Raw genomic sequence first — 19,054 nt, 5'->3', positions numbered from 1 at the left:
CGCCCCGCACCACCGCATCCCCAGGAGAAACCGATCCATGCTTCGCCGCAACCCATCCGGCCACCGGCCCCAAGTCCACGAATCCGCCTATGTCGACCACACCGCCATCCTGTGCGGCAAGGTGATCGTGCATGAGAATGTCTTCATCGGTCCCTACGCCGTGATCCGCGCCGACGAGGTCGATGCCCACGGCGACATGGAGCCCATCATCATCGGCGCCCATTCCAACATCCAGGATGGCGTGGTGATCCACTCCAAGTCGGGCGCAGCCGTCACCATCGGCGAGCGCACCTCCATCGCCCATCGCGCCATCGTGCATGGCCCCTGCACGGTGGGCGACGATGCCTTCATCGGCTTCAACAGCGTGCTCTTCAATTGCAGCATCGGCGCCGGCTGCGTGGTGCGCCACAACGCCGTGGTCGATGGCTGCGACCTGCCGCCGGGCTTCTACGTCCCCTCCACCGAACGCATCGGCCCCAAGACCGACCTCTCCACCATCCCCCGTGTGACAGTGGCGGCATCGGAATTCTCGGAAGACGTGGCGCGCACCAACAATGAACTGGTGCTGGGCTACAAGAAATTGCAGAACGAGTTCTGATTTCCGCGCTCGGCGCGCTGGTCTCCCTCGAAACCACGCGCCCAACAAAAAATCCGGCTTCTTGCGAAGACCGGATTTTTTATCGACTGCATGGATGAATCGGCTTCTGCCGATCAACTCCCGCGATAAGTCGAATAGGCCCAGGGCGACACCACCAGCGGCACATGATAGTTCTGCGTCGCATCGGCGATGCCGAAGGCGATCACCACCTCATCGACAAAGCGCGGTTGCGGCAGCTCCACGCCCTGGGCCGCGAAGTAATCGCCGGCCGCAAACACCAGTTCATACTTGCCGACCTTGAGTGCGTCGCCGGCCAGCAGCGGTTCGTCGCAGCGGCCATCGCTGTTGGTGACGGCCTGCTTGAGCAGGGTCTTGCTTCCCTCCGCCACCGCATACAGCGCCAGCTTCACACCCGCGCCGGGCTTGCCCCTGGTGATATCCAGCACGTGCGTGCTCAGTTTGCCCATGTTGCTGTCCTTTCCCTATCTGATTTGAATTGCGATGCCGGCCGATGATATACCGCCGGGCGGCGATGCCTATACGAGTGCGCTTATACCCGCCATCGATGCAGCGGACATAATGCCTTACCGCGCTGCCGCCGCCAAATCGGGGAAGACACCCGATGCAGGTCACAGCGCCGATCCACCCCGCCGCCATGCCAACGCTCCCAACAGGAGCGCCCTGCCAGGCCGGCCTGCCGGCCCATCCATGCCGGTGCCGTACCTCACGACGACACTATCTCTATAAAAATTTTATCCACTTACTGGAGGAGACTTCATGCCCATCCCATTCCTGTCCCGGCGCACCTCACTGGCCAGCATCCTGGCGCTGTCGGCGACCGCCGCCCACGCCGCCGACTGGTCCGACAATGCCATCGGCTATCGCTACGGCACCCGCTTTGCCGAACCCTACAACAGCCAGGACATCAGCAAGAACATCCTCAACTTCACCCACAGCAGCGGCTACCGGTACGGCACCAACTTCCTCAATATCGACCTGCTGATGTCCGACCGCAAGGACGACAACGCCCAGGAAGCCTATCTCACCTACCGCCACACCCTGGACCTGGGCAAGATCAGCGGCCGCGATCTGGCTTTCGGCCCGGCACGCGGCGTCGGTCTGACCCTGGGCCTGGACTGGAATACCAAGAACGACAACAGCTATGCCTCGAAGAAGCGCATGTGGGTCATCGGCCCGACGCTGATGATGGATGTCCCGGGTTTTCTCAACGTGAGCCTGCTGGCCCTGTTCGAAAGCAACCAGCCCAAGGGCATCAGCAGCCGCTACAGCTATGACACGCACCCCATGCTGAACCTGGCCTGGGGCATCCCGCTGGGTAGTTCCGGCTGGGGCTTCGAAGGCTACCTGAACTACATCGCGGCCAAGGGCAAGAATGAATTCGGCGGTGCCACCGCGCCCGAGTTCAACATCGATACCCAACTGATGTATGACCTCGGCAATCGCCTGGGCATGGGCAAGAACAGCCTGCGCCTGGGGCTGGAATACCAGTACTGGCGCAACAAGTTCGGCAACCCTTCCACTGTCCCCGGCTCGCTGGCCAAGACGCCGATGGTGCGGGTGGAATACCACTTCTGATCACCCTGGCGCATCCGGATGCCCTTCGCGCTTTCAGACGAATCTGATTGAAGAAAATCGACGCCGGAAATCTGCTCTCGCCAATCAAGAACCGCCGCAAAAACTCCTGCAAAAAATCGAAATTTGCAGGAGTTCCTTTTCCCTCCCCGCTTCCTATACTCGCCCGTTCCGGCTTGCCATGACCCGTGAGGTCTTCCAGCCAGCGGCCGGACATCCCTGATATCTGATCGCCAGCCACACGTCGGCAAGCGCGCGGGAGCGGCGTCGACGCCTGCCCCGCCCGCCCCCCTCATCGCCAGCCAAGAGATTTCGCAACCCCTCTCTCGGAACCTGACATGAGCCTGATCAAGAGTCGCAAACACCCCACCCCTACCCGCCTGCGCACCGCACTCGCCAGTGCCCTGCTGCTACCCGCCGTGGCCGCCCATGCCCAGGCCGGCGGCAGCCAGTTGCCGGGCCTGCAGGTCGATGCCGCGCGGGAATCGCCCTACAAGGCCGAGCGCTCGGCCTCCCCCAAATACTCCCAGCCGCTGGTCGATACTCCGCAAACCCTGCAGATCATCAAACGCCCGCTGATGGAGCAGCAGGGCGCGACCTCGCTCACCGAGGCCCTGCGCAACACGCCCGGCGTGGGCACCTTCTTCCTCGGCGAGAACGGCAGCACCAGCACCGGCGACACGGTCTACATGCGCGGCTTCGACGCCTCCGGCGCCATCTTCGTGGACAACGTGCGCGACCTGGGCGCGATCTCGCGCGATGTCTTCAACCTGCAGCAGGTGGAAGTATTGAAAGGCCCGGCCGGCACCGACAACGGGCGCGGCTCGCCGACCGGCTCCATCAACCTGGTCACCAAGCAGCCCGAACTGGCCGATGCGCTAAGCGCCTCGGCCACCTACGGCAGCTGGAACCAGAAGCGCGCCACGGTGGACTGGAACCGGGTGCTGGACAACGACCGCGGCCTGGCGCTGCGCCTGAATGTGATGAAGCAGAACAGCGGCGTACCGGGCCGCCATGAAGTCCACAGCAGCCGCGACGGTATCGCGCCTTCGCTGGCCTGGGGCCTGAACGGCCCGACCCGTATCTTCCTGAACTACCTCCACATGCAACAGAACAACCGCCCGGATGGCGGTGTCTCCACCATCGGCCTGCCCGGTTACAGCTCGCCCGACCCCGCGCGCGCCTTCCTGAGCCAGGCACCCAGGGTCAATCCGCACAACTTCTACGGTCATGTCGACGACTATGACCGCGTCAACGCCGACATGTACACCCTGCGCGTGGAGCACGACTTCTCACCGCAACTGAAGCTGCAGAACAGCACCCGCTATGCCCGCACCGACCAGGACTACCGCCTCAGTTCCTTCCTCGCCACGGGCGCGAAGAGCAGCCGCTTCGACACCGGCCTGAAGACACCTTCGATCAACGACCGCTCCACCTGGCTGCTGGGCCGCCAGCTGATCAACCGGCGTGATCAGGCCAACCATATCCTCAGCAACCAGACCCATGTGAGTACCGAGCTCGCTACCGGTCCCCTGCAGCACACCCTGGTGGGCGGACTGGAACTGAGCAGCGAACGCCAGGATGCGTTTTCCTTCACCGCCAGCGGTGGCCCGCGCCCGGATGCCAACCTGTATGCGCCCGATCCGCGTTTCGACGACAGCAAGCTCAGGATCAACGTCAGCGGCCGCAACAAGGGCGAGACCGACACCGCTTCGCTGTACCTGCTGGACACCGTCAAGTTCGATGAACGCTTCTCCGTCACCGTCGGCCTGCGCGAAGACCACTATCGCACCCGCTTCTTCAACCTCAACCAGAACGGCCCCACCCAGCTCAAGACCTCCGGCAACCTGCTGAACTGGAAGCTGGCCGGCGTCTTCAAGCCGACCCGCAACAGCAGCCTCTATGCCCTGATGGCGACTTCGCAGCAGCCCCCGGGCGGTGCCAATTTCAACCTCAGCGCCAGCAAGGACAGCGCATCCAACCCCGACTACGCACCGCAGAAGACCCGCACCGCAGAAGTCGGCAGCAAATGGGAAATCCTGGACCGCAAACTGCTGCTGACGGCCGCCCTGTTCCGCACCGAAGTCAGCAACGAGGTGGAGAAGGATGAAGCCAGCGGTGTCTATTTCCAGACCGGCAAGAAGCGCAACCAGGGCGTGGAACTGGGCGTGAGCGGTGAACTGACGCCCAACCTCTCGCTCACCGCCGGCTACAGCCGCATGAACAGTACCGTCGAGAGCGGCAGGATCGTCACCGCCAGCGGCGAGAACGTCCTGAACTACACGCCGCAGCAATCCTTCACCAGCTGGGCCAGCTGGCGCCTGCCACAGGGCTTCGTGGTGGGTGGCGGCCTGCGCTATTCGGGTGGTCTGCGGCGCGGACGTGACGGCGCCATCGGCACACCCACCCGGACCGACGCCTATGTGGTGGCCGACGCCATGGCCGGCTATGTGTTCAACAAGACGGTGGACCTGCAGTTCAACGTCACCAACCTGTTCAACAAGGACTACGCCGCCTCCATCAACAAGAGCGGCTACCGTTACACGCCGGGCGCTCCACGCGCCTTTGCGCTGACGGGCAACTTCAAGTTCTAGGCCGCGGCATCGTGTTGAATCGGGGCAGCATAGTGCACTTCGAATTGATTTCGAGTGAAGCAAACTAACTAGCTGGCCCTAAGCTTGCGGTGACGACGTTCTGTCGTCACCGCTCTCCCTCCACCCACTCCTTCTCTCCCCCTCTTCCTCTTCGCCTCCGAGACTGGCGGAAACGCCTTCTCAAGCCGGATTACCGGCGCTTGCCCATTACTGACCAATCCCGTCCGTGTTCTTTGTACAACACTGAGACAACGCAGACCATGCGCGCTTGCACGGCAAAAATCAGGCCGTGACGAGGCTTTCCGAGCAATCCCAGCATCGCGTTGGAGCCCCGAAATAAAATTTTTACGAATAAGAATCACTTTTATTTAGAGTGTCTTTTATAATTGTAAATATCTTGTATCCAGTTGTTAGACAACGAGCGATATCAGATAACAAAAAAACACGTACTCGCCAGCCATTGCGGCGGTGCAGGCCGGGTCCCCGCTGACCGACCGGCCGCCCGTCCGACTCATAGCCAGCCAAGAGAACCCAAAACAACTTCTCTCGGAACCTTGCCATGAGCTACATCAAGAGCCGCAAGCACGCGCAGCCCGCGTTTGCTTCGACCCGCCTGTCCGCCGCCGTTGCCGGCGCCCTGCTGCTGCCCGCCGTCGGCGTCCACGCCCAGACCAGCACCCTGCCCAAGGTGGAAGTGACCGCCGCCCAGGAATCGGATTACAAGGCCGACAAGGCCTCCTCCACCAAATACAGCCAGCCGCTGGTGGATACCCCGCAGACCCTGACCGTCATCAAGAAGCAACTGATCGACCAGCAAGGCGCCACCACCCTGACCGAGGCGCTGCGCAACAGCCCCGGCGTGAGCACCTTCTATCTCGGTGAAAATGGCAATACCAGCACCGGCGACGCCATCTACATGCGCGGCTTCGACAGCTCCAGCGCCATCTTCGTGGACAACGTGCGCGACCTCGGGTCGATCTCGCGCGACATGTTCAACATCCAGCAGGTGGAAGTATTGAAGGGTCCGGCCGGCACCGACAACGGCCGTGGCTCGCCGACCGGTTCCATCAACCTGGTGACCAAGCAGGCCGAGATGAGCAACTTCTTCAACGCCTCCACCACCTATGGCAGCTGGAACCAGAAGCGCGGTACCGCCGACTGGAACAAGGTCCTGGATGAAGACCGCGGCATCGCCCTGCGCCTGAACCTGATGAAGCAGGACAGCGGCGTCCCCGGTCGCCATGAAGTCAAGAATGACCGCTACGGCATCGCGCCCTCGCTGGCCTTCGGCCTGAACGGTCCGACCCGGGTGTTCCTGAACTACCTGCACATCGACCAGGACAACGTCCCCGACGGCGGTGTGCCGACCATCGGCCTGCCCGGCTATACCTCGCCGGATCCGGCCCGTCCGTACATCTCCAGCGCCCCGCGCGTGGGTTCCAGCAACTTCTACGGCAATGTGAACGACTACGACAAGGTCACCTCCGACATGTTCACCGCCCGCGTGGAACATGACTTCTCGCAGGACCTGAAGCTGCAGAACACCACCCGCTACGCCAAGACCACCCAGGATTATTTCCTGACCTCCTTCATGGCGACCGGCACCGCCACCAGCACCCGGGCGACCGGCCTGCTCACCCCCTCGGCGACCAATCTGTCGACCTGGACCCTGGCCCGCAACCTGCCCACCCGCAAGGACCAGTCCAATGAGATCCTCACCAACCAGACCAACCTGACGGCCAACCTGAAGACCGGTTCGCTGCAGCACACCCTGGTGGGCGGCGTGGAATTCACGCAGGAAAAACAGCATGCCACCTCCTTCACCAGCAGCGGCACACTGCCGGCGGCCAACCTGTACAGCCCGAACGCCAACTTCGGCAGTGGCAGCTACACCATCACCCCGACCGGCTACAACGACGGCAAGACCGATACCATCTCGGCCTACCTGTTCGATACCGTGAAGTTCAACGAGCAGTGGTCGATCAACGGCGGTATCCGCGAAGACCACTATCGCACCACCTATTACTCCAACGCCGCCGGCACCATCACCAACCTGTCGACCTCGGGCAACCTGTTCAACTGGAAGCTGGCCGCGATCTTCAAGCCGACCGACTACAGCAGCATCTACGCGTTGTATGCGACTTCGCAGCAGCCGCCGGGTGGCGCCAACTTCGCGCTCTCCAGCGCGGTCAACAGCGCCGCCAATTCCAACTACGCGCCGCAGAAGACCAAGACCAGCGAGCTGGGTACCAAGTGGGATCTGCTGAACAAGAAGCTGGCCGTGACCGCCGCCGTGTTCCATACCGAAGTGAGCAATGAAGTCGAACAGGACGGCACCTCCGGTCGCTACTTCCAGACCGGCAAGAAGACCGTGCAGGGGATCGAACTGGGCGTGACCGGTGACGTCACCAACAACCTCTCGGTGGCCGCCGGCTACACCTGGATGGACACCAAGGTCGACAGCGGTGCCATCACCACCGCTTCGGGTGAGAACAACCTGGCCTACACCCCCAAGCAGGCCTTCACCTCCTGGGCCACCTACCGCCTGCCGCAAGGCTTCACCATCGGCGGCGGTGCGCGCTACGTCAGCTCGCTGCTGCGCGGCACCGACGGCGCGGTCGGCACGCCCAAGTACGCCAATTCCTACTGGGTGGTGGACAGCATGCTCGGTTATGTCGTGAACAAGAACGTGGACCTGCAGTTGAATCTCTACAATATTTTCAACAAGGACTACGTAGCGGCAATCAACAAGAGCGGCTATCGTTACACCCCGGGTTCGCCACGCGCCGTGGCGCTCACCGCCAACTTCAAGTTCTGACCCTGCCCATGGCGATGATTTGATCTGCCTCAGCCCCGGCGCCATGCACTTTGCCTAAAGTGGTGGCGTCCGCTGAGTCCTTCATGGATCAGCCAGACTTGACGGCCCCTCCCGCGTGGAGGGGCCTTTTCATTCGCGACAGGAGAGGTTCATCATGATGCTGCACATTCCCGAAGTCCTCAGCGCCGAGCAGGTGCGCCACATCCGCACCGAACTCGACCGCGCCGACTGGATCGACGGCCGCGCCACCGTCGGCGACCAGGGCGCACGGGTGAAGCGCAACCGGCAACTGTCGGAGCATTCGCCACTGGGCTTCCAGCTGGGCGAGATCATCCTGGAGGCGCTGCGCAGGAATCCCCTGTTCTTCGCCGCCGCCCTGCCCAAGAAGACCATGCCGCCGCTGTTCAACAGCTACGAAGGCGGCGAGCATTACGGCCTGCACGTCGATGGCTCGGTGCGCAACCTGCCCAATGCCGCCGGCAGCATCCGCACCGATGTTTCCACCACGGTGTTCCTGTCGGACCCGGATGAGTACGAAGGAGGCGAGCTGGTGGTGGTCGATACCTACGGCACCCACGAGGTCAAGCTGCCGGCCGGCGACATGATCGTCTATCCCTCCACCAGCCTGCACCGTGTCGAACCGGTCACCCGCGGCGCCCGCGTCTGTTCCTTCTTCTGGACCCAGAGCATGGTGCGCGACGACTGGAAGCGCAGCATGCTCTTCGAACTGGACCGCAACATCTACAGCCTGCGCCAGCAGATCGGCGACACCGATGAAGTGCTGGGACTGACCGGGCATTATCACAACCTGCTGCGGCAGTGGGCCGAAGTGTAATTCTCGAAGTGTAAATTCTTTATATTGTTTAAGCAGAAAGGCCGTCCGGCATGACACCGGACGGCCTTTCTGTTTTCTTCCCCCAGGGTGGGATCAGACGAAACGCCCAATGGCCGCCGTCACCGCCTCGCGCACCGACCCGCTGACCACAAATCCCTGCGCGGCCTGCACGTCGTCATGGAACCAGCGGTCCCCCTCCAGGCAGGCCGGGATCTGCCGGCGGATCTCGTCGTAGGCCGCCTGCGTTCCACGGCCCAGGACGAAGTCCTTGAGCAGTTCTTCGGTCATCGTCAGCGCCTGCGCTGCCAGCAGCATTTCCACACCCACGATGTACTGCGTGTTCTGCACCACCGTCAGGGCCTTGCGCGCACACCAGGTGGAGTTGGAGATGTGATCCTCGCTATTGCCCTTGGAGGGGATGCTGTCCACGCTGCCCGGCATGCACAGCGTGCGGTTTTCCATCACCAGCGCACTCATCGAACACTGCACCACCGGATAGCCGGTATTGACGCCGCGCACGCCACTCATCAGGTTGCGCGGCAGCCCCCATGACAGCGTGGGATCGATCAGCCGCGCAATGCGACGCTCGCAGATGCTGCCCAGGTCGGTGATGGCCATGGCCAGCAGGTCCATGGCCTGGGCCAGGTACTGGCCGTGGAAGTTGCCGCCGGAAATGATCTCGAAACCTTCGCCCTCTTCCTTGTTGAAGATCAGCGGGTTGTCGGTGGCCGAATTGGTTTCTTTCTCGATGATGGTGTCGATGTAGTCCAGCGCATCGAATACCGGGCCATACACCTGCGGCGCGCAACGCAGCGAATACACATCCTGGATGCGTGAGGTATAGGGGATATCGGTGCGCCGCAGCTCATCCGGCAGTTGCACCGCACGCGCCGCGTGGGTGGTGCGGGTGGAACCCTGCAGGAGGGTGCGGATCACGTCCGCCGTCTTGATCTGCCCCGCATGCGGCCGCGCCTGCTGGATGCGCGGATCGAAGGCCGACATCTCGGCGCGCATGGCCTCCAGCGTCAACCCTAGCGAGAGACAGGCATCCGTCAGCAGGTGGCGCGCATCGTGCGCCGCCAGGATGGCCACCGCCAGCGAGGCGGTGCAGCCATTGATCAGCGCCGAGGCATCCTTGGCCTTGAGGTCGAACTTCACCGGTGCGATGCCGGCCTGTTCGATGGCTTGCGGAGCCCGCATGCGCTGCCCCTGGAACATCACCTCAGCCTCGTCGAAGCCAGCGATGGCCGCAGCCAGGTAGGCCAGCGGTGCCAGGTCGCCGGAAGCGCCCACCGAGCCCTTCTGCGGCATGACGGGGTGGATGCCGGCATTGAGGAAGGCCAGCAGACGATCCACCACCTCCACCCGCGGCGCGGAATAGTTGGAGGCGAACGCGTTGGCACGCAACAGCATGGTGGCGCGGCTGACTTCCTCGGAGAAGGGTTCGCCGATGCCGGCGCTGTGGGCGCGGATCAACTGGGTCTGGAACAGTTCGATATGTTCCACCTTGATGCGCGTGTCCTTGAGCAGCCCCACGCCGGTATTGAAGCTGTACATCATGGGCGCCTCATCGTGCATCCAGGTGCTTTCGATGTAGTCGCGGCTGTGCTTGAGGGCCGCGCGCGAGGAATCGGCCAGCGCGACCTTGAGATGCGGTGCGCGGGCAACGCTGATGACTTGCGCGGCGCTGAGGTTGAAACCGTCGATGGTGATGGTATGCATGTGTCGTATCTTCTTTCTGACGTGATCGGGCCTACTTGGCGCCGGCCTGGAACCAGGCGGCCACGTCGGCGCGTTCTTCGTCGGTCATCTGGGTCATGTTGGCCAGCGGCATATCCTTGGTCTGGACGGCGCGCTGGAAGATCTTGGCGGCGTGCTGGTGGATCAGCTCAGGGGTCTGCAGCATCATGCCCGCCGGTGCCGTGGCAAAGCCGGCCTGGGTCGGTTTGTCCGAATGGCAGCTGGCGCAGCGCTGGGTGATGATGGCCTGGATCCTGGTGAAGTCGGGCGCTGCCGCTGCAACCGGGGCGCTGCCTGCGGCAGCGGGCGCCGAGGTAGCCACCGGCGCCACCGGACGCGGTGCGATCGCCACCGCCACCGCCAGCAGCAGGGCCACGCCGGCGACGGGATAGCCGATCGACACCCGGCCCTTGTGCCGCAGATTGAAAAAGTGACGGATCAGCACCCCCGCCGCCATGATCGCCGCCAGCACCAGCCAGCTATGGGCATGGGTATAGGTCATCGCATAGTGGTTGCTGATCATGATGAACAAAATGGGCAGCGTGAAGTAGTTGTTGTGTACGCTGCGCTGCTTGCCGCGACGACCGTGGATGGGGTCGGGCGAACGGCCCTGCTGCATCGCCTCCACCAGCTTGCGTTGCCCGGGGATGATCACCATCAGCACATTGCCGACCATGATGGTGCCGATCATGGCGCCCACATGGATATAGGCGGCCCGTCCCGACAGCAGGTGCGTGAGCAGATAGGCCACGGCCACGATGAAGACGAACATCACCAGCCCCAGCAGGCCCTCGCGCTTGCCCAGCGGCGAGCGGCACAGCAGGGCATAGACGATCCAGCCCAGCACCAGCGTGCCGATGCCCACGCCCACCGCTTCGATACCGGAGAGATTGGCCACCGACTTGTCCACCATCATGGCCGAGGCATTGAAGTAATAGACGATGAACAGCATGGCCACACCGGTGATCCAGGTGGCATAGGCTTCCCACTTGAACCAGTGCAGTTCCTGGGGCAGCTCGGCCGGCGCCACCAGATACTTCTGCGGATTGTAGAAACCGCCGCCGTGGACTGCCCACAGCTCACCAGAGACGCCCTTCTTCTCCAGGTCGCTGCCCGGCTTGGGCGGGCGGATGGAGTTGTCCAGCCAGACGAAATAAAAAGAGGCGCCGATCCAGGCGATGCCCGTGATCAGGTGCAGCCAGCGAACCAGCAGATTGGCCCAGTCGATGCCATATGAAACCAGGAGTGCTTCCATGTCTTCCCCACGCAGGATTGCTGTCCGCCACCGCGACCTACTCCGGACAGGCGAGGCATTGCCTCAGGAATGGGCCGCCATGAAAGCCCTCCCCCGCCATGCATGCCGCATGGAAACTGCTGGATGAGTGGGAGTGAAGGCTTTCCGCGCGCCGGGACGCGCACGAAGCCTGGAAGTGGCGTCGCTGCTGGTCTCCCGTCGTGCTGCCGCTACGACCCGATGGCTGCTGCCATCTGTTGTCTCGGTCCTCGTCCTGCGGCGCTGCCCTCGTGAGGCTGGCAATGGCTGGCGCGGACCGGTTGCACGAACGATAAACGCGGGGACCGTCCAAAACATGGTCGACAACATATATTTGACATACGAAAGTCCATATACAAAAATGCCCCCTGGATGTGGGACGCTTGCGCTCGCATCAAGCCAGGCCGCCGCCGCGAGCCGGTCCTGACGAATAACAACGATAAGGCGCCCACCCGATGCGGTGCCATCAGAGTGAACGAAAAACCGTCACCTGCCCCACGCTAGAACAAAGACCCCGGAGACATCCCCATGTCCAGGCTGCCTGACCACCTCGATATCCACCTCATCCGCATCCTCTATCTGTTGCTGTGCGAAAAGAATGTCTCGCGCGTGGCCCTGAAACTGAACCAGCCGCAACCCTCGATCTCCGCTTCGCTGCGCAAGCTGCGTGAGCTCACCGGTGATCCGCTGCTGGTGCGCGGCGCCCGTGGCATGGTGCCGACCCAGCACGGCGAAAGCCTGCTGAAACCGGCCAAGCGCATCCTCGACGAGACCGAGCGCCTGTTCGTCCCCAAGACCGCCTTCGTGCCGCAGGAGGAAGAGCGTACTTTCCACATCGCTGCGCCGGACTACATGAACACGCCCTTCTTCACCGAGGTGATCGCGCGCCTGCGTCGCGAATCGCCGCGCAGCCACATCGTGATCCACGCGCTGGGCCCGGATACCGACTACGTGCGCCTGCTCTCGGACGGCGAACTGGATCTGGTCATCGCCAACTGGGACGAGCCGCCGCCGCACCTGCACCTCTCCAAGCTGTTCGACGACCCCATCGTCTGCCTGATGCGCGCCGATTGCGCCTATGCCAAGCGCACCGCCCGCGATGCGATGACCATCGAGGACTATCTCTCCCTGCCCCACGCCGCACCTTCGCAGATCCTGCCCGGCTATCACGGCACGATCGACAGCTTCCTGGAAAAGCAGAACCTGCATCGCAACGTGGTGGTGGAGTCGGCGCACTTCCGCATGCTGCCCTACATGGTGGCGCAGACCGACCTGGTGCTGACGGCCGGCCAGCAGTTCGCCAGCTTCTACGAAAAGCTGCTGGCCCTGAAAAGCTATACGGTGCCCATCAAGTTCCCGCCGCTGCGCTTCTACCAGCTCTGGCACGAGCGCGTGCACCAGGCCACCGAGCACAAGTGGCTGCGCGCCCAGGTCAGCGCGGCCGCCAAGCTGCTGGCCCAGGGGCGGGCATGAGGGACATGGCGGGCATGGCGGACATGCCGGCAGCCCGCCAGGATGCCGGCCAGCAAAGGGAAATGACACCCGTCCATATATCGCCCGGACGTGTAGCGGTATGCCGGGGCCACTATATCGCCCCTGCCGGATTGCTTTAGTATCGCCAGCATCAGGCCGGTATCCACCTCCAGAGCGCACAGGAAGGCAGAACACGGCACTGAGCCGGAACCACATTCAAGCGACAAGGCAGGCCCCGTTCCAGACGGCCGGGGCAAGGTCACATGTCAGGTTCCTCCATAAAAAATACCAGGAGACAGCCCATGCAAGCCCCCAGCCATCCAGTGGATGAACGCCTACCCGTATTCAAGCTCTTCGCGCTCGGCATGCAGCACGTGCTGGTGATGTATGCCGGTGCGATTGCCGTGCCGCTCATCATCGGCGGTGCCCTGAACCTGCCCAAGTCCGAGATCGCCTACCTGATCAGTGCCGACCTGTTCTGCTGTGGCGTGGTCACCATCATCCAGAGTGCCGGTATCTGGAAGTTCGGCATCCGCATGCCGGTCATGATGGGCGTGACCTTCGCCGCCGTGGGACCGATGGTGGCCATGGCCAACAATCCCCAGCTCAACATCCTGCACATCTATGGCGCGGTGATTGCCTCGGGCCTGTTCTGCATCCTGGCCTCGCCCTACATGAGCAAGCTCATGCGCTACTTTCCACCAGTGGTGACGGGTACCGTGATCACGGTGATCGGGGTCTCGCTGATGGGCGTGGGCATCAACTGGGCGGCGGGTGGACAACCGGTGATCGGCAAGCTGGTCGACGGCGTCTTCGTCAAGGTGCCCAATCCCGACTATGGCTCGCCGCTGTCGCTGTCGATTGCGGCGGTGGTACTGGTGGCCATCCTGCTGATCACCAAGTACACGCGGGGATTCATCTCCAACATCTCGGTATTGCTGGGGATGGTGGTGGGCTTCGTGATCGCCTTTGCACTGGGCAAGATCAGCTTCGACGGCCTGGATGCAGCCGACTGGTTTGCCTTCATCCAGCCCTTCCACTATGGCCTGCCGCAGTTCGACCTGGCGTCCATCATCAGCATGTGCCTGGTGATGATCGTGACCATGATCGAATCGACCGGCATGTTCATGGCCCTGGGCGACATCGTCGGCCGCCGGATCGACGACCGCGCACTCGCCAGCGGCCTGCGCGTGGATGGCCTGGGCACCGTGATCGGCGGCCTCTTCAACACCTTCCCCTATACCTCGTTTTCGCAGAACGTCGGTCTGGTAGGCGTGACCGGCATTCGCAGCCGCTTCGTCTGCGTGGCCGCCGGGGTGATCCTGATCGCCTTTGGCCTGTTCCCCAAGATGGCGCACGTGGCCGCCTCGATCCCGCAATTCGTGCTGGGTGGCGCCGGCATCGTGATGTTCGGCATGGTGGCCGCGACCGGGATCAAGATCCTCTCCAAGGTCGATTTCCATGGCAACCGCAACAACCTCTTCATCGTCGCCATCAGCATCGGCGTGGGCATGATCCCCATCGTCGCCCCCACCTTCTTCGACAAGATGCCGCACCTGCTGGGCACCATCTTCCACAGCGGCATCCTGCTGGCCTCGGCCATGGCAGTGGGGCTGAACCTGTTCTTCAACGGCCGCGGCAGCGAGGAAGACGTGGCCCGCTATGCGGTAGCGGCGGCACAAAGCTCGGATCACTGAGCGCAGGCGCGGTCTTGCCATCGACAGATATGCCAAAACCGATACGCGCCAGATGAAACCGTTGATGCCATCCGGGCCAAGATGTTTTAAAGTCTCACCTGCGCCCGGATGCCCGCCGGGCGCGCCCGCTGCCCTCCCCGGACGGCAGCGGCAACCCACAATCACAGACAACAATCGGCGCCGACAATACTGATTTTCAGATCGTGGGCGCCGGTGTTGATCGCAACAGCAACGAACCAGCGAGGGAGCCGGCGCAGACCGACCGGCCAGCACATGACGACGACACTGCAACAATTGAACGAGGCCGATGCCTCCGCCTTCATCGCCGCCCTGCACGGCATCTACGAGCATTCGCCCTGGATTCCCGAGCGCGCCGCGCTGCAGCGTCCCTTCCGCAACATCACCGCCCTGAAACTGGCCCTGCAGAAAGTCGTCACCGACGCCAGCCGCGCCGAACAACTGGGCCTGATCCGCGCCCACCCGGAACTGGCCGGCCGCGCCGCCATCGCCGGCGAACTGACCGCCGAATCCACCGGCGAGCAGGCCCGGGCCGGCCTGAACCAGTGCAGCCCGGAGGAATTTGCCCGCCTGCAACAGCTCAACACCGATTACAACGCCCGCTTCGGCTTCCCCTTCATCCTGGCCGTGAAAGGCCCGACCGGGGCTGGCCTGACGCGTCAGCAGATCATTGCCACCTTCGCCCGTCGCCTGCGCAACCAGGTCGAAGACGAACTGCGCGAAGCCCTGCGTCAGATCGGCCGCATTGCCGAGATGCGCCTGAACGACCTGCTGGGCCATCGCCCGCAACTGGGCGCCACCGTCATGCAATGGGCCGAGGAAATCGGCGCCCTGTCCGAAGACGAAGGCGCCCTCACCTGCACCTACCTGACCGACACCCACCGTCGCACCGCCGACCAGATCGCCCAATGGATGCGCGAAGCCGGCATGCACGTCCACATCGATGCAGTGGGCAACGTGGTCGGCCGCTACCTCTCCAGCGACCCGCAGGCCAAGACCCTGATGACCGGCTCGCACTACGACACAGTGCGCAACGGTGGCAAGTACGACGGCCGCGAAGGCATCCTGCTGCCCATCGCCGTGGTCAGGCACCTGCATGAGCGGGGCGAGACCCTGCCCTTCCACTTCGAAGTCATCGGCTTCTCGGAAGAGGAAGGCGTACGCTTCAAGAGCACCTTCCTGGGCAGCAATGCCGTCACCGGCCAGTTCGACATGAAGCTGCTCGACCTGCAGGACAAGGACGGCATCAGCATGCGCGAGGTCATCACCCAGGCTGGCCACGACGTCACCGCCATCCCGCAGATCGCCCGCGACGCCGCCGATATCCTGGGCTATGTCGAAGTCCACATCGAACAGGGCCCGGTCCTGTTGAACCGCGACCTGCCGGCCGGCATCGTCACCTCCATTGCCGGCAGCTCACGCTACCTGGTCGACCTGAAAGGCGTGGCCAGCCACGCCGGTACTACGCCGATGGACATGCGCAAGGACGCCGCCGCCGCCGCCGCCGAGATCATCCTCTATGTGGAACAGCGCTGCTCACAGGACCAGCATGCTGCGCTGGTCGGCACGGTCGGCCAGCTGCAGGTACCCCGCGGCTCCACCAATGTCATCCCTGGCGCCTGCCAGCTCTCGCTGGACATCCGCGCCGCCCGCGACGACATCCGCCTGGCCGCGGTCAAGGACATCCTCGCCAAAATCGAAGACATCGGCGCACGGCGCAGCATCGACATCAAGCTGGAAGAAACCCTGAGCGCCCCGGCTGCCCCCTGCGCGCCCTGGCTGATGGAGCAACTGGCCGCCGCCACCGAACGCGCCGGCGTCCCGCCCTTCGAACTGGCCTCCGGCGCCGGCCACGACGCAATGGCCATCGCCCGCCTGACCGACGTCTGCATGCTCTTCACCCGCTGCGGCAACGGCGGCATCAGCCACAACCCGCTGGAGACCATGACGGCCGATGATGCGGAGGTATCGGGACAGATCCTGCTGGATTTCCTGCGCAGCTTCAGGGCGAAGCATTAATTATTTATATATTTATGTGGCGACCGCGCGGGCGGGAAGCATGCGACGCCCATGTTGTGTGCATGTTTCAATTGAACACCGGAATCCTCGCCCCTATCCAGTCTTGGATGGTGGGCGGAATTGCAATCTCGCCTTGCTTGCTGTCAGCATCGAAGTAGAGAAGTTTATCGTCACTGATCTGCAAGGATGCCAGCCCCAGGGAGTCGTCCGAGAAGATCGTGTAGTGCCTCTTTGCCAAAATTGTGCCTTGTTCATCCGTGACCGAGAGAAGGACCTTATCGAGTCCTTCTCCAAGGAAATGACTGTCGATGAGACCCGCGCCACAGATGCGAATGTGGTAGGTCTTGCTGCCAATTCTTTTTATTCCACCGTCAAGCTTTGCGGTGTAGTCGTGTTGCGTGCAGTCGGTCTGGTGGAAAAAGTTGAACAGATAGGTTGATGAGAATAGAAACACGACGATCAGGATGACGATGGATGGCGTCATCTTGAATAGTTCTTGAGGGAAGGACCTTTCCGTTTTACAGACTTTGTAGGCCTTGAATAGAAAGAAGACGGCTGTGAAAATTGCCACGCCAATGCCTATCCCTTTTGCGTACATGAGGAGGAGGAATGGGCGCAGGTCAGGACCGTTGGATGGCAAGAGCCAAGCAAGCAACAACGCCGACAAGAAGACCGCAAAGCACGCTGCGGCAAGCACTAGAGCGTTCTTTACGGTTTTTTTGAAGTAATGTCGTAGGGTCGGCATATCGTACCAAGGTCGATGATGATGGGCGTCTCCAGCTTGTAGAGTTGAGGTTTGCTGTAAATCATAAAATCCTCTCCTCTGTTGCGCGCCTTCCGCCATTCGTTATAGGACCTGTTGTAGACGGGCCAATAGACGTCTTTTGCCTGGAATTTGCTGAACAGGCTACGTCTTGTATCGACGGGCTTATCGACGATGTGTTGGCCTGGGAGGTAATCAGACCTCAAACGAAAGTTTTCCTTTGGCGCGTCGTGATTTTTGTTCTGGCGCCGAAGGCTTGGTTTCAGTTGCCCGGCGATGTCATTACCCGCAAGGTAGTAGGACGTAATCATGTCGCGCTTATTCCAGTGTCCAAGATATTGACTCCTGGAAGGATCTTTGTCGTTGAAAGAATAATTGTCCTTGATGTAGATATAGACATGGGTGACGGAGGCAGAGGCATCCATGCAAAACTGCTGCGGATCGGTATCGTATTTGAAATATCTTGCCCCGTTGAGATGGGCTCTTCCTATGGCGGCATAGAGAACAAAATTTCCCAATGCGCCAGAAAGATCCGTGAGGACAAGAACGCCTTCTGTGGTGTCCAGTATGGAAACTTCCATTTTTTGGAAGTGCCAATCCAGATGAAACTGTCGTAAGTCGACGACGAAATCAGTCGTATCCAGATCGAGATTCGGCTTGGCACTGGCGGCGCGTTGGAAGGTATCGGACGCATGGCGTAGAAGCTTTCTTTTGAGAACAGCCTGCGCGTTTTTTGAACCAGTCATTTGAAGGAGATTATTCAAACGCTTTTTGACGCTGCCGTATCGCAGCGCCCAATCCAGGGTGACGAGCTTGTCCTCAAGGGGTTGAACAGAGTCGAGGTCATCGTCCCATACGTGAGCAGGCCCTTTAAACCACTTCCTGGCGAGCTTGGCGGCCATGGGCCACCTCATACGATCCATCGCATCAGGAATGTCCTGGAGGTCGAATTCAGGGAGCTTCTCGCAATCTTCAGCCTCAAGTTCCACGAACTGCTGGCCGCGAAATTCCTTCGGTTCCTGTTTCTTTCCGAATGCGGTCGACTTCTGATGTTCGGTCTCTGATCGCACGGCAGCAACATCCCCGGCCGTGGACCCGGAGGATGTTGGTATTGACTTGGAAGACGGTGCTACCTCGCCAGGAGCAAAGCGTTCGTACGAGACGGTCTGAGGAGTGTTGATTGCGATACACCCTTCGAATCCGGCATGGCATTTCCACCTGGGCTTGCTGAACGGCAGTCGTGCCTTCGCTATCTTGTAGTAGGGGATTTTTCTTGTCTTTGCCATTGTCGGGAGTACCTTCCAGCTTCTGGATTTCCAGACAGCTTGATGACGAACAAGCTCGCCAGTGTACTCAGCAGGACCGCCCAAACCTATCGTAGCAGTTTGAAACACCATGACTTTCACCTGTCCACATACGACAAGTTGGTGAAGCATTCGAGTGCAGTAACATGCATGTTCAGGAGCCTTGCCCCGGTATAGGCAGGACGTCTTTACAGTGGACTCGATAAACCAACAACCCGTGTCAGGCAGGATTCAATCTACCCAGCAACCCCACGCGCCGCAGCGTTAATAGGGCAAGAAAGGGACTCCCCCCTGTCACCTGCGTCGACCCGCAAGCAAGCCAATCCAAC

Annotated in this window: 13 protein-coding genes; 8 read left to right on the top strand and 5 right to left on the bottom strand. The window is 61.8% G+C overall.

Annotated elements, in window-relative coordinates; all coding sequences use genetic code 11:
• The first annotated feature begins 37 nt into the window (after nt 1-37).
• A complete protein-coding gene (locus tag HFRIS_RS22010) occupies nt 38-598 on the top strand; it encodes a gamma carbonic anhydrase family protein (RefSeq protein ID WP_006465219.1) in 561 nt (186 codons plus the stop codon).
• A gap of 113 nt (nt 599-711) precedes the next feature.
• Here HFRIS_RS22010 and uraH read toward each other — a convergent pair whose 3' ends face one another.
• On the bottom strand, nt 712-1,065 hold the full coding sequence (gene uraH, locus HFRIS_RS22005; RefSeq protein ID WP_006465218.1) for a hydroxyisourate hydrolase: 354 nt from the start codon (nt 1,063-1,065) through the stop codon (nt 712-714).
• A 310-nt stretch (nt 1,066-1,375) separates the two neighbouring features.
• On the opposite strand from uraH, the gene HFRIS_RS22000 reads away from it, so the two are divergent.
• From HFRIS_RS22000 to HFRIS_RS21985, 4 genes are all read left to right on the top strand, one after another.
• Nucleotides 1,376-2,194, top strand: a complete 819-nt coding sequence (locus tag HFRIS_RS22000; protein WP_006465217.1) for a hypothetical protein — start codon at nt 1,376-1,378, stop codon at nt 2,192-2,194.
• 335 nt (nt 2,195-2,529) lie between these two features.
• The gene (locus HFRIS_RS21995) at nt 2,530-4,785 is read left to right on the top strand and encodes a catecholate siderophore receptor Fiu (protein ID WP_006465216.1); all 2,256 of its coding nucleotides are present in this window, start codon (nt 2,530-2,532) and stop codon (nt 4,783-4,785) included.
• A gap of 559 nt (nt 4,786-5,344) precedes the next feature.
• On the top strand, nt 5,345-7,603 hold the full coding sequence (locus HFRIS_RS21990; RefSeq protein WP_006465215.1) for a catecholate siderophore receptor Fiu: 2,259 nt from the start codon (nt 5,345-5,347) through the stop codon (nt 7,601-7,603).
• A 154-nt stretch (nt 7,604-7,757) separates the two neighbouring features.
• On the top strand, nt 7,758-8,438 hold the full coding sequence (locus HFRIS_RS21985; protein ID WP_006465214.1) for a Fe2+-dependent dioxygenase: 681 nt from the start codon (nt 7,758-7,760) through the stop codon (nt 8,436-8,438).
• 93 nt (nt 8,439-8,531) lie between these two features.
• Here the strand turns inward: HFRIS_RS21985 and HFRIS_RS21980 are convergent, their stop codons facing one another.
• Both HFRIS_RS21980 and HFRIS_RS21975 read right to left on the bottom strand, forming a co-directional pair.
• A complete protein-coding gene (locus HFRIS_RS21980; protein ID WP_006465213.1) occupies nt 8,532-10,160 on the bottom strand; it encodes an HAL/PAL/TAL family ammonia-lyase in 1,629 nt (542 codons plus the stop codon).
• Nucleotides 10,161-10,191: 31 nt separating this feature from the next.
• Nucleotides 10,192-11,433 (bottom strand): urate hydroxylase PuuD, encoded by a 1,242-nt coding sequence (locus tag HFRIS_RS21975; protein ID WP_006465212.1) that lies wholly within the window; start codon nt 11,431-11,433, stop codon nt 10,192-10,194.
• A gap of 546 nt (nt 11,434-11,979) precedes the next feature.
• On the opposite strand from HFRIS_RS21975, the gene HFRIS_RS21970 reads away from it, so the two are divergent.
• From HFRIS_RS21970 to HFRIS_RS21960, 3 genes are all read left to right on the top strand, one after another.
• Nucleotides 11,980-12,924, top strand: coding sequence for a LysR substrate-binding domain-containing protein (locus HFRIS_RS21970; RefSeq protein WP_006465211.1), 945 nt, complete (start codon nt 11,980-11,982; stop codon nt 12,922-12,924).
• Nucleotides 12,925-13,226: 302 nt separating this feature from the next.
• Nucleotides 13,227-14,621, top strand: a complete 1,395-nt coding sequence (locus tag HFRIS_RS21965) for a nucleobase:cation symporter-2 family protein (protein WP_006465210.1) — start codon at nt 13,227-13,229, stop codon at nt 14,619-14,621.
• 273 nt (nt 14,622-14,894) lie between these two features.
• On the top strand, nt 14,895-16,658 hold the full coding sequence (locus HFRIS_RS21960) for an allantoate amidohydrolase (protein ID WP_039876919.1): 1,764 nt from the start codon (nt 14,895-14,897) through the stop codon (nt 16,656-16,658).
• Nucleotides 16,659-16,725: 67 nt separating this feature from the next.
• Here HFRIS_RS21960 and HFRIS_RS21955 read toward each other — a convergent pair whose 3' ends face one another.
• Both HFRIS_RS21955 and HFRIS_RS21950 read right to left on the bottom strand, forming a co-directional pair.
• Nucleotides 16,726-17,355, bottom strand: a complete 630-nt coding sequence (locus HFRIS_RS21955) for a hypothetical protein (RefSeq protein WP_006465208.1) — start codon at nt 17,353-17,355, stop codon at nt 16,726-16,728.
• Nucleotides 17,356-17,366: 11 nt separating this feature from the next.
• Nucleotides 17,367-18,818, bottom strand: coding sequence for a DUF6402 family protein (locus tag HFRIS_RS21950; protein WP_244436329.1), 1,452 nt, complete (start codon nt 18,816-18,818; stop codon nt 17,367-17,369).
• Nucleotides 18,819-19,054: the final 236 nt, after the last annotated feature.

Source organism: Herbaspirillum frisingense GSF30 (genome assembly GCF_000300975.2).
In the GTDB taxonomy this organism is placed as follows: Bacteria; Pseudomonadota; Gammaproteobacteria; order Burkholderiales; family Burkholderiaceae_D; genus Herbaspirillum; species Herbaspirillum frisingense.
The sequence above is the reverse complement of the archived record's forward strand: the minus strand, read 5'-3'. Positions and strand labels throughout refer to the sequence as shown.